General features: G+C 56.2%; 11 protein-coding genes. All 11 read left to right on the forward strand.

What is annotated here, in order from left to right:
* Positions 1–158 precede the first annotated feature (158 nt).
* The 11 genes from BU251_RS01220 to polA all read left to right on the forward strand — a co-directional run bounded on the left by BU251_RS01220 (position 159) and on the right by polA (position 12197).
* On the forward strand, positions 159–797 hold the full coding sequence (locus BU251_RS01220) for a ribonuclease HII (protein ID WP_228767824.1): 639 nt from the start codon (positions 159–161) through the stop codon (positions 795–797).
* Positions 794–1168 carry a YraN family protein gene (locus BU251_RS01225; protein WP_128699089.1) on the forward strand — a complete coding sequence of 125 codons (375 nt, stop codon included), beginning with the start codon at positions 794–796 and terminating at the stop codon, positions 1166–1168. Before BU251_RS01220 ends, BU251_RS01225 begins: the two co-directional genes overlap by 4 nt.
* A 2-nt stretch (positions 1169–1170) precedes the next feature.
* Complete coding sequence (locus BU251_RS01230) at positions 1171–2841, forward strand: formate--tetrahydrofolate ligase (protein WP_128699090.1); 1671 nt, start codon at positions 1171–1173, stop codon at positions 2839–2841.
* A 12-nt stretch (positions 2842–2853) separates the two neighbouring features.
* Complete coding sequence (locus tag BU251_RS01235) at positions 2854–3360, forward strand: cyclodeaminase/cyclohydrolase family protein (RefSeq protein ID WP_128699091.1); 507 nt, start codon at positions 2854–2856, stop codon at positions 3358–3360.
* A gap of 67 nt (positions 3361–3427) precedes the next feature.
* Positions 3428–4294: a bifunctional 5,10-methylenetetrahydrofolate dehydrogenase/5,10-methenyltetrahydrofolate cyclohydrolase gene (locus tag BU251_RS01240; protein WP_128699092.1), complete on the forward strand. Its 867-nt coding sequence runs from the start codon at positions 3428–3430 to the stop codon at positions 4292–4294.
* Positions 4295–4327: 33 nt separating this feature from the next.
* Positions 4328–5194 carry a methylenetetrahydrofolate reductase gene (locus tag BU251_RS01245; protein WP_128699093.1) on the forward strand — a complete coding sequence of 289 codons (867 nt, stop codon included), beginning with the start codon at positions 4328–4330 and terminating at the stop codon, positions 5192–5194.
* A gap of 212 nt (positions 5195–5406) precedes the next feature.
* Positions 5407–6270 carry an NAD(P)/FAD-dependent oxidoreductase gene (locus tag BU251_RS01250; protein WP_128699094.1) on the forward strand — a complete coding sequence of 288 codons (864 nt, stop codon included), beginning with the start codon at positions 5407–5409 and terminating at the stop codon, positions 6268–6270.
* The gene (gene acsB / locus BU251_RS01255) at positions 6258–8420 is read left to right on the forward strand and encodes an acetyl-CoA decarbonylase/synthase complex subunit alpha/beta (protein WP_164908798.1); all 2163 of its coding nucleotides are present in this window, start codon (positions 6258–6260) and stop codon (positions 8418–8420) included. Before BU251_RS01250 ends, acsB begins: the two co-directional genes overlap by 13 nt.
* 216 nt (positions 8421–8636) lie before the next feature.
* A complete protein-coding gene (locus BU251_RS01260; protein WP_164908799.1) occupies positions 8637–9386 on the forward strand; it encodes a tetratricopeptide repeat protein in 750 nt (249 codons plus the stop codon).
* Between the two features lie 33 nt (positions 9387–9419).
* Positions 9420–9548 (forward strand): hypothetical protein, encoded by a 129-nt coding sequence (locus BU251_RS09585; protein ID WP_275405396.1) that lies wholly within the window; start codon positions 9420–9422, stop codon positions 9546–9548.
* Between the two features lie 72 nt (positions 9549–9620).
* The gene (polA, locus tag BU251_RS01265; protein WP_128699097.1) at positions 9621–12197 is read left to right on the forward strand and encodes a DNA polymerase I; all 2577 of its coding nucleotides are present in this window, start codon (positions 9621–9623) and stop codon (positions 12195–12197) included.
* Positions 12198–12386 lie beyond the last annotated feature (189 nt).

Below are 12386 nucleotides of genomic sequence, written 5' to 3' on the forward strand. Positions count from 1 at the left end.
AAGTTCCTCAGGTTTTATGCCTTCACCCCCAGATGCGCCCGCAGGCCAGGTCCGGGGATTTTCTGGTGCAGGGTCATTCCTGGATCCCAAAAGTTGTGATGTTAAATTCTAAATCCGTGATCTTGGGTCCCAAGTAAAATCCAAGGGATCCTGGAACGGTGACAAGCGGCCTTTGCGTGTTGTATCACGAGCGTCGTGCGAAAAAGGATGGTTATTCCATTATCGTAGGCGTGGATGAAGCCGGGCGGGGTCCTCTGGCCGGCCCTGTCGTCGCGGCGGCGGTGATCCTCAAGACGCATGCTTTCTTATCCCGCATTGACGATTCCAAGAAGTTAACGGCGCGCCAAAGAGATGAGGCATTCGCCGAGATTGTTGTAAAATCGTCCTACGGCGTAGGCATCATGAATGAAGGCGTCATCGACAGTGTCAATATTGCCGCTGCCGCCCATCTGGCTGTGGACGAAGCCGTCGCGAGGCTCATCGAACGGTTCCGGACCCCGCCTCGCCAAAGGTCGGTCATTTTACTCTTGGACGGGAGGTTGCGTTCACACCTGTCTTATGACGCCAAAGAGATCGTGGGGGGCGACGGGTTGTCTTTATCCATCGCCGCGGCGTCCATTGTGGCCAAGGTCGTCCGCGACAGGATCATGGGAATTTATGACCGCATCTATCCGCAGTATGGTTTTTCCCGTCACAAAGGTTATGGGACTGTTGAGCATCTGGACCGCATGAGCGCGTGCGGACTTTCTCCTCTTCATAGACGTACATTCTGTCACCGCATTCTTTTTCCGTCGTGAGCGATAAACTGACGTTGGGGCAGTGGGGCGAGCAGGAAGCGGTCCGGTTGCTGCGGAAGGCGGGCTACCGGATCCTGGAGCTTAATGTGCGCACACCCGTCGGTGAGATCGATATCGTCGCCCGCCAGGGCGGGGTCTTGGTGTTTGTCGAGGTGCGCACGCGCCGGGGTGCCGACGGCATCTGTCGGGCCATGGAGTCCGTGGACGCAAAGAAGCAAGGACGCCTGGACCGTCTGGCCCTATGGTATTTGAAGGAGAGGAATTTATTCGGCTGCCGCGCCAGGTTCGACGTGGTTGCCGTCTGCCAGGATGCGCAAGGGCCTTCGGCGAGGCTGATCCGCGATGCTTTTCACAGCGCAAGAGGTCTATAGAGATGACGGCTAAGCTTAAACCCATATCACGCGTCGCACGTTCTCTGGGGATCCGAGACAAAGAGCTGGAGCCCAACGGACGCTATAAGGCCAAGATCGATCTTTCGATCTTAGAGAGGCTGCGCAAGACAGATGCGCGCTACATCCTTGTGACCGCGATCACGCCGACCCCGCTGGGAGAAGGCAAGACCGTTACCACGATCGGCCTCTCCATGGCCTTGAATCGTCTGGGGGTCAGGTCAGCCTGTTGTCTGAGGCAGTCGTCTCTGGGGCCGCTTTTCGGTTCCAAGGGGATGGCCACCGGCGGCGGCGCATCACGCGTCGTGCCCGAGGATGAGATCAATCTTCATTTTACGGGCGACATGCACGCGGTGGCTGAGGCCAATAATTTTCTTGCAGCCTTTCTTGAAAATTCGGTATTTCACGGCAACCCCCTGGACATCGACGTTGCCAGCATGACCTGGAGGCGTTGTCTGGATACGAGCGACCGGTCGCTGAGGAATATTCGTTATACGCTGAAGTCCGGCGCCGAGACTTATGAAATGGCGGCTGGTTTTGAGGTCGCCGCTGCCTCCGAGATCATGTCGATTTTGGCCTTGAGCCGCGACAGGGCGGACTTGCGCTCCAGGCTTGGCGAGATCGTTCTGGCGCGCACACGCCGGGGGGCGCCCGTGCGCAGCCGCGACATCAAGGCCGACGGCATGATGGCGGCGATCTTGAACGATGCCATCAAGCCGAATCTCGTGCAGACATCCGAGGGCACGCCTTGTTTTATCCATACAGGGCCTTTTGCCAACGTTTCCATCGGCACCAGTTCCATTCTTGCCGACAGGATGGCTTTAGGGCTTTGCGATTATGTCGTGACGGAGAGCGGTTTCGGCGTAGATTGCGGGGCGGAAAAATTTTTTGATATCAAGTGCCGCGCCAGCGGATTCAAGCCCCATGCCTGCGTTTTGGTTTGTTCGCTGCGGGGCCTCAAGGCCCAAAGCCGCAAGGTCACGATCACGCCGGGGGAGAAGATGCCGTCCGGCCTCTTCGCTGAGGATGCAGAGGCGCTGGAACAGGGCCTGGAGAACCTCAGGAAACATATCCAGAATCTCAAGTTGTTCGGTATTCCTGTTATCGTCTGCATCAATGTTTTTCCTCAGGATAGCCGGCGTGAACTTGACAGGGTGCGCGCCAAATCCCTTGAGTTCGGCGCCCAGGATTCTCAGGAGAGCCGCCTCTGGGAGGAAGGGTCGCGGGGAGGCATCGACCTGGCCAGAAGCGTCTTGCGCCAGACAAGGCAGGCGTCGAGCGGATTTAAATTTCTTTACGAGACCGACCTTTCTTTGCAGGAGAAGATCGAAACGATCGCCAAAAATATTTACGGCGCAGGTTCTGTGGATTATGCCCCGCCGGCCAGACAGGCTTTGGATTTTTGCGCCGGCGAGGGGTTCGGACGTCTGCCTGTGTGTATCGCCAAGACGCAGTTTTCGCTCTCTCACGATGAATCGCTTAAAGGCGCGCCGGCAGGTTTTGTTTTTCCTGTCAAAGACGTCCGTCTGGCCGCCGGCGCCGGTTTTGTCCTGGCGCACGCCTCCTGGATGCAGACGATGCCGGGCCTGCCGCGCCAGCCGCGCGGCGAGATGGTCGATATCGACGCCGAAGGGCATGTCAGAGGATTATCATAGAAGCGAGGTCTTATGATGCGTTATGCCAAAGCCCCCTTATCGAGATATGCGGCGGATCTTTCGAAAAAAATGCCTGCCCCCGGCGGCGGGTCTGTCGCGGCGCTCATGCTGGCCTGTGCTGCAGGCCTTGTGGCGATGGCCTCTGCCTATACCGTAGGCAAAGAGCGCTACAGGGCGTTCGGACCGCGCGCGCGCCGGATCTTGACAAGGAGCCTGGCGATTCAAGAGGAAGCTCTGCGCTTGCTCGACGCGGATGTGGCGGCTTATCAAAGCAAGGATGAGGCGCGGTCTATCTCTGTTCCCGCGCGGGTGTGCCGCCTGTCGGCGGAGACAATGCGCCTGGCGCGCGAGGTCAGCCGCAAGGGCAACCGGAGCCTGCGATCCGACGCCGATCTCGCCGTCTCTTTGGCGCGGCTGTCCGCAACGGCGGCCCGGTCGTATGTGCGGGTTAATGTTCTTCATTTGAAAAACAGCGCAAGATATGCGAAACTGTTGAACGAGCTTAAGCGTTTGTCATAGAGGCGTACGGGCGGAGCCGCGCGGTTTGACAGCCGTGGGGCGGGGCCAAAAGACAAAAGAGGCGCACATGGCAGTTCTTATGGAGGGCAGGGTCGCGGTCGAGCATTTGCGCGGTCTTTTAAAAGACGAGATCGCGTCATTGTCGGCCCGGCATAAGCGGCGGCCTGAATTGCGATGCATCGTGGTCGGCCGGAATGCCGCCGCAAGCGTATACCTCAAATCCCAGGCTAAGGTTGCGCAGGAACTCGGTATCGGGCATGCCGTCGTCGCTCTGCCCGAGGATATCCGCCCGGATGATTTGATCGGCGAGATCGCGGCCCTCAATAATGATCCTTCGGTGACCGGCATCCTGCTTCAGTGTCCGTTGCCGTCGGGGATCGATCTGGAAAAAGCGGCTTCTTTCATCCTGCCGGCAAGGGATGCCGAAGGCATCCATCCCGCGAACCTCGGCCGCCTCGTCCTGGGGGAAGGGCGCATCGCGCCGTGCACGGCCCAAGCTTGCATAGAACTCTTGCATCATTATCAGGTCAAGCTCTACGGCCGGGAAGCGGTCGTGGTGGGACATTCCTCGATCGTCGGCAAGCCTTTGAGCCTTTTGTTGCTTAAAGAATTTGCCACGACGACGGTCTGCCATATCGCGACGGCTGAGGCCCATAAGCTCGAGGATCACGTCAGGCGCGCCCATGTCCTTATCGTGGCCGTCGGCAAGCCGGGGGTGATCAAAGGGGAGTGGATTGCGCCGGGCGCCGTCGTCATCGATGTCGGCATCAACAAGTGCGGCGAGAGCCTTGTGGGGGATGTGGAATTTGAGGCCGCGCGCCAAAAGGCGTCGTTCATCACGCCCGTTCCCGGCGGCGTCGGGCCCCTGACGGTCATGTTGTTGATGAAGAATATCTGCGAACTTTTCAAAGAATCCTTGAAGTTGCAATCATAGCGCGGCCGGGAAGGGCCGCGGCGTCCATCGGGCATGACATTTAAAGAAAAACTCTCCTCGTCTCGTTTTGTGCTGACTTCCGAGGTCGGTCCGCCCAAAGGTATTTCCCTTGAAAAAATATTGAAGGAGATCGCTCCTTTGCGGGGGCGGGTGGATGCGATCAACGTGACGGACCTGCAGAGCTCCGTCATGCGCATGAGTTCTCTGGCAGCATCCATCCAGATCAAGGGTGCAGGTTTTGAGCCTGTGCTGCAGATGACCTGCCGCGACAGGAATAGGCTGGCGCTGCAATCGGATATCTTGTCGGCGGCGTCTTTTGGGATCGAGAATATCCTGGCTTTGACGGGAGACCATCCGGCCTTGGGCGACCATCCTCAGGCCAAGCCCGTTTTTGATATCGACGCCGTTACGCTGATCGGGATCCTGCGCACCCTGGAACGAGGCGCCGATATGAACGGGAATCCGCTTTTGGGCCAGCCGCCAAAATTCTGCGTGGGCGCGGCGGTCAATCCGGGCGCCGACCCCCTGGAACCGGAGCTCATCAAGATGGAAAAGAAAATCGCCGCGGGCGTGGAATTTTTCCAGACGCAGGCGATTTTTGATATCGGCAGCTTCGAGGCATTCCTGGCAAAGACGCGGCATCTCAAGACAAAGATCATCGCCGGCATCATGCTGCTCAAGAGCGAGCGCATGGCGCGCTACATGAACGAGAATATCCCCGGCGTTGCCGTCCCGGAGGCCGTGATTGCCGAGATGGAGAATTCGACGGACAAGAAACAGAAATGTCTGGAAATTGCCGTCCGTTTATTCAAGACGCTGCAGCCCATGTGCGATGGCATCCATTTCATGCCCATCGGCTGGTATGGCATGGTGCCCAGACTTTTGGATGCGGTTGGGTGATAAGTGGAGAACGGAATAACCAAGTTCCAAGGAACCTGCCTTCGCGGGCTACGCCCGCAGAGCAGGCAATAACCAAACAATGACCAAACACCAAAATTCAATCATCAAGCAAAAAATATCAGCGTTTGATTATTTGGTCATTGGTTATTGAGTTTTGTTTGTATCTTATTTCTTGATGATTGATTTTTTGTTAGCTTCACAAACATAAAATTATGTCTAAAAAAATAGTCATTATCGGTAACTCCGCGGCGGCCGTGGGCGCGGCTGAGGGTATCCGCGAACACGATAAGTCGGCCGCGATCACCATGGTTTCTGAAGAATCGTTTCATGCCTATGAAAGGCCGAAGATGCTGGGGATCCTCGACGGCCGCCTCAAAGAGAAAGATCTGATTTGGCGCGGCCCTGATTTTTACAAGAACCACGGCATCATGCTGTTTTTGGAAACAAAGGTGGAAGGTGTCAGCACGCACAGGAAGCGTTTGGCCCTGAAAGGGCGCGACCCTCTGGAATTCGACGAGCTTATCGTCGCCTCAGGCCGTAAAGAGATCCTGCCGTCGGTCAAGGGGGTCCAGAAGGAGGGTGTTGTTGCCGTCAATAGTCTGGCCGACATCAAATTTATCCAGGAAAACCTGCCGATCGCCCATACAGTACTGATCGTCGGCGCAGGTCCTGTGGCGCAGGAGCTGGCGCGTATCATCGCTGCCAAACAAACGGAAGTAAAGTTTTTTGGAATGTTGGACCGATCCTTGGAAGGCGTCCAGGAGGTGCGGGACAATCCGATCATCGAGATTCTGGGCGAGGCCGATGTCCGCGCCGTCAGACTTACGAACCATAAAGTGGTGGGAGCGACGCTGGTGATCTTTAGCGGCGCCTCGGGTCCGAATATGGATTTTCTGAAGGATACGGACATCCATGCGGATGGAGGGATCGTCGTGGATGAGGTGATGCGCACCAATATTCCTTTTGTGTGGGCCGCCGGGGACGTCTGCCGTCAGAAAGAAGAAGAGGCCGGCCGCGGCTGGGAAGCGGCCTATGCGTCGGGCCGCAAATGCGGAAAGTGTCTATGCCGGATTTAAATACGATCGCGTCGGAGACGTCGAAGAAGATCGTTGCCATGGCGCAGGAGGCCTTGGAAAAGGCCCTGGTTGCCAAAGGCGGCTCTTTCTCTTTGGGCTTTGAAGGTACTGCTTTTTTCCTTCCTTTGAATTTTGCCCTCACAGGCCTGGAAGTTAAGACCATAGGCGATGCCTCTCAGATCATTGAGAACTGCCGCCGCCTCCTGGAGGGTAGGTCTCTGGCGAACGGTTTGTTTTTTTCCTGTCTTGACGGATTGCTCAACCACGGCCTGGCCGCGCTCCTGGCCGAGGAGCTTTTATGCGCCTTGACGCATGAGCCCAAAGAAGGATATCTGGGGTTTGTCCCTGACACGGTCCTGCGTTCTCTGGGCGTCCAGCTTGTCGACGGCCGCATCGCCGGCATTGCCGTCATCCTTGGGTGCGCCAAAGACGACGCCTCTGCCGTCAAGATCATCCGCGGCTTCCAGGAGAAGAACATCGTCTCGCTTCTCGTCGGCAACGCGGGGGCGCGCAACATCCGCGACCAGCTGACGGACGCCGGCGTCGAGCTGGGATTGGATAACTATATCGTTCCCCTGGGGCCGGATGAGTTGTCGAGCGCCTATGCCGTGAATTTTGCCGTGCGCGCGGCCCTGACGTTCGGCGGCTGCAAGGGCGGGCAGTGGAAACAGGTGTTGGAATATACGCAGAACCGCGTGCCTGCCTTTGTCGTCGTCTTGGGCAAGCTTGACGAGGTGATCGTGACGACCGGCGCCGGCGTCCTCGGCCTTGGTTTTCCGATCATCATGGATGCCGACGCCGCCGAGGTGGGGAAGATCCCGACGACGAAATACGAGGCCTTGGTCGTCGAAAAGGATATGGACAGGATTGTGTCGCGTTGCATCGAGACGCGCGGCATCAAGATCCAGGTGACGCACCTGCCTATCCCGGTGCTCTACAGCCCGGCGTTCGAGGGCGAACGCGTACGTAAGGAAAACCTAAAAGTAGAGTTTGGTTCAAAGTATTCCTCGGCGTTTGAGTATCTTGCCTATAGATCTATGGAAGAGGTGGCGGATGGCCGCGTGGAGGTTATGGGCCCGGATATCGACGCTGTGACAGGCAAGGCCATGCCTTTGGGCATTTGGGTCGATGTCGCCGCGCGGCAGGCCAATAAGGATTTTGAGCCGATCCTGGAAAGACAGATCCACAGGTATCTCAATGAGGCGCAGGGGGTCATGCACATGGGCCAGAGGGATATGATCTGGGTCCGGATTTCCCGCGAGGCCTTTGAGAAGGGATTCCGTCTCAAACATTTCGGCACGATCATCCATGCGATGCTGCATAAGGAGTTCGGCGCCATCGTCGACAAGGTCCAAGTGCGCCTGATGACGAGACAAGAAGACGTCGCCCAGGCCCTCAAGGCGGCCGCCGGTGTCTATGAGGCTCGTGATGAGCGCCTGCGCGGCATGACCGACGAGAGCGTCGATACCTTTTACAGCTGCGCCCTTTGCCAGTCGTTTGCGCCCAATCACATCTGTATCATTACTCCCGAGCGCCTGGGACTGTGCGGCGCTTATTCCTGGCTTGACGCCAAGGCCGCCTATGAGATCCAGCCGACGGGCGGCAACCAGCCGATCGTCAAGGGGGTGTGCCTTGAGCCGAACCTCGGCCAGTGGCGCAACATCAACGAGTTCATTCTCGAAAAATCCAACAGGACCATCCCCGAAGTCAGCATGTATTCCCTTTTGGTCTCGCCGCAGTCGAGTTGCGGCTGCTTCGAATGCATCGTCGCCTTGGTCCCGGAGGCAAACGGCGTCATGGCCGTCAACCGTGATTATGCTGGAATGACGCCCTTGGGCATGACCTTTACCCAGATGGCCGGTTCCGTGGGCGGCGGGATCCAGACGCCGGGTTTCATCGGCGTAGGCAAGCTTTATCTCACCAGCAGGAAGTTTATTTCCGCCGAAGGCGGATTGCCGCGCCTTGTCTGGATGCCGCGGGACCTGAAGGAGGCGCTCAGGAATCGTCTCGTCGAGCGTTGCCGGGAGCTTGACCTGCCGGACTTTATCGAAAAGATCGCCGATGAGACGAATGCGCAGACGATCGAGGAGCTTTTGGAATTCCTGAAGGCCAAGGCGCATCCTGCGCTGGATATGCCGCCGCTTCTCTGATCGAGCCGCAGCATGCGGCGAAGATCAGACCCTTCCTTTATGTAGAATGAGGAAGGTCTACCCTTTCTGGGTCGCCCCGCGAGTATCGGAAAAATTTCATGCCCGGTAGCCCTGGGCGGGAAATTTTTTCGATATCTTACGATGCGGGGTTATGCAGATATTTCTCTTGCTTTTTTTAAATAAATGTATTATTCTAACTTTAACAATATCCTCAGGATGAGAAAAATCACACCTCTCTTTTTAATTGCCCTTTATTCCCTGTCGATCCTTTCTTTTGTCTCATGCGCTTTTGCTGAAGAAGATTGGTCTGTGTCTTCCGAGACTAAAAAGATGGCCGTAGATTATCGCGACAAGGGATTGCGTTATCAGAAATCGGGCGATCTGGATACGGCGTTGATCTATTTCCAGAAGGCCATCGAGCTGGATCCGAACTTCGCCGTCGCCTATAACGATGCCGGCGTCCTTTATGAATCCAAGGGGTGGTATGACCGGGCGAAGCAGGCTTATGGCCGGGCCATCGAGATCGATCCTTCGCTCCCCAGCCCTTATTACAACCTGGGCAGCATTTATGAGAAAGAAGGGAATTTCGACAAGGCGATTTATTACTACAAACAGCGGGTCCTGATCGGCGACTGGAACGACGAATGGACGGTAAAGGCGCGCCAGTCCTTGAAGGGGCTCGGTGTCAACGATCCTGAACTGAAGCAGAACTTTTTAGACGAACAGATGGCCCGCATGGAGGCCAGCAACGACATCAAGGGCGAGCCGAAAGGCAACGACCTGAATCCCAAAAGGCGCAAGCGTGACGCGCGCCTGCATTTGATGCGGGGAAAACAGCTCTACTCCATGGGGAGGTTCACCGAGGCCCTCAAGGAACTGGGAATGGCGGCGGTCCTGGATCCCAAGAACAAAGAGATCTCCAAGACCCTGGAAGAAGTCCAGCAAAAGTCCCTCTTTAACGATTGATCCCTCGGCCGTGGCTGATTGGGACGTCACCCCATGGGGGTTCCAGTCGAGCCGCAGCAGGCGGCGCTGAAATCCCTGGTCGGGAATGATGCGGCAACGATGACCCTTTTGCCGCGGCGGGGAGGGGCGCCGGGGCAAGTCCACGAACACATCCCTTTTTAAAGAGATTGTCTTAAACAACCACATGACGGCACACATCTCCTCTGGTTCGACCTCTTAGATATTTTCCGGCATATGACTTCTAAGCTTTGTCTGATCGACGGCAATTCGCTCTTTTACAGGGCGTTCTACGCCATTAAAACACAGTTGTCGACGTCCCAGGGGCAGCCGACGAACGCTGTCTTTGGTTTCGTGCGGATGGTCAAGAAGATATTGGAGGAAGTTGGGCCGCAATACCTGGCTGTTTGTTTCGACGTAGGCAAGGTGACTCACCGGACGGAAAAATTTTCGGATTACAAAAGACACCGGCCGCCGATGCCGGATTCCTTGGTATCGCAGGTGCCCTATATCAAAGATGTGGTCCGGGCTTACCGTTTTACGGTTTGCGAGGCGTCTGGTTTTGAAGCGGATGATGTGATCGCAACCCTCTCCCGAAAGCTTTCCGGAAAGGTCAAAAAGACAGTTATTGTGAGTTCGGACAAGGACATCTTGCAACTCGTTTCCGCCGACGTCGAGGTGTATAACCCTTATAAGGATGAGGGGATTATTTTTACGCCGAAAATCGTCCGCGAACGCATGGGGGTTGCGCCCGACAGGATCGCGGATCTGATCGCGCTCATGGGTGACGCTTCGGATAACATTCCGGGCGCGCGCGGCATCGGCGAGAAGACGGCGTTGGAGCTTTTAAAAACTTTCAAGGATGCGGATGACTTGATTCGGCATCAGGAGAAGATTGCCAGGGAAGCTGTCCGCCGGATCATTGTCGAGCATGCAGAAGATATCCGTCTCAGCAAGGAATTGGCGTCTTTGAGATACGATGCGCCCGTGGAGGCGGACCTGAAACACCTGGAAGTCCAGGAGCCGGATTTTGACAAGCTCTGGGAGATTTATTCCAAACTGGAATTCCGCGGCATGCTCAAGGAGCTGTCCGCAGGCCGGCTGTCGCAACCCCGGCAGTTCTCGGTCCCCAAGAAAGAGGGCGTTGATCCTGATGTTATTGTCCGGCGTATCGCAAAGAACCACATCTTTGCTCTTGCCGTCAACGAAGCGGACAAGGAGGGCGGCATCCTGAACGTGAATGTTGCCTGCGACGAAGAGGTCGTCTATGGCGTCAGCACCCTCCGGGACATCCGCGCGCTTCTGTCATTGAAAGAGAGCACCATCGTCTGCCACGACACCAAGGCCGTCCGGCACCTCTTGAGGGATTTCGGGCTTCATCCCCAAGGCAGGTTTTTTGATACCATGATCGCCGCCCATCTCCTGGAATCTTCGAGGAATGTGGCGGAATTGGAGAATCTCGTCTGGGATCATCTCCAGGAGAAGTCTTTGAGCCGCCAGGATTACCTGGGCAAGGAAGCGCATTTCCTCTTTCGTCTGGAGCATGTCTTGTCCGGCGCCCTCAAGGAGAAGGGGCTTGACTCTCTTTTTTATCATGTGGAGATGCCCTTGGCGGATGTTCTTTTCGACATGGAATGCACCGGCGTTCAGGTCGACAAGGCGTTTCTGGACAATCTTTCTTCCCGGATGGAGGAAAACCTGCGCAGGATCGCGGAGCGTATTTTCGAGCTGGCCGGAAGTTCTTTCAACATCAATTCGCCCAAGCAGCTCTCGGAAGTTCTTTTCCATAAGCTCAAAATGCCTGTCGTCAAAAAGACCAAGACAGGCCTGTCGACGGATGAAGAGGTGCTTCATAAGCTTTCCGGCGGGTTCGAATTGCCGCGTATCCTTTTGGAATACCGGCAGATCGCCAAGCTCAAGACGACGTATGTTGATGCGCTGCCGGGTTTGATCGATGGGCGGACAGGGCGGATCCATTCGACCTTCAACCAGACAGGCACGGAGACAGGGCGGCTGAGCTCGAGCTCACCGAACCTGCAAAACATTCCCGTAAAGACAGAATTGGGACGCGAGGTCCGGCGCGCCTTTTTGCCGTCCGAGGGGTTTGATGCGCTCCTGTCGGCAGATTATTCGCAGGTGGAACTGCGTATCCTGGCGCACCTCTCCGAGGACCCGGTGCTCCTGGAGGCCTTTCGCAAAGGCAGGGATATCCATCGTTTCACCGCATCCTTGATTTTCGGGGTCAAGGAAGAGGACGTGACGCCGGAAATGCGCGAGAACGCCAAGCGCGTGAATTTCGGCATCGTCTACGGCATGAGTTCTTACGGCCTGTCCAAGGATCTCGGCATTGACGCCGCGACAGCGCAGGCGTTTATTTCCGAATATTTTTTACGTTATCCCCGGGTGAAGGCTTATCTTGATGGCCAGATTGATTTTGTCCGCAAGAACGGTTATGTCGTGACGCTCCTGGGCCGCAGGCGTTATATCCCGGAGATCCATAATCCGAATGCGGCTCTCAGGCAGTTTGCCGAGCGTCAGGCGGTCAACGCCCCTATCCAGGGATCGGCGGCCGACTTGATCAAGCTGGCCATGATCGATTTGCACAAACATCTATGCGAGAACGGGTTTCAGTCGCGCCTGATTCTGCAGGTTCATGATGAGCTTGTTTTGGAAGTGACGCATAAAGAACAGAAGGATGCTGTGGCGCAGGTGCGCCGCAGCATGGAGAATATCATGGAACTGAAGGTGCCGCTGGATGTGTCTGTCAAGGCGGGGAAGAATTGGCTGGAGATGGAAGATCAAATGACGGCATAACTTACGGAACCGTTGTAGGGTGTTAGGTGACGTGAGTTATTTGCCGGAATTTGACCCAGCACCAATTTTACCCCGTTAGAGAAAGCCGCCGATTCCGTTCGGCGGGTATCTCCTATTGAAGCCGACGATGGTATAAAGTCACCGTCGGCAAGAGACCGCCAGAGAACAAAGTCTTCTAATGGGGTTTAC

Source organism: Candidatus Velamenicoccus archaeovorus (genome assembly GCF_004102945.1).
GTDB lineage: Bacteria > Omnitrophota > Gorgyraeia > Velamenicoccales > Velamenicoccaceae > Velamenicoccus > Velamenicoccus archaeovorus.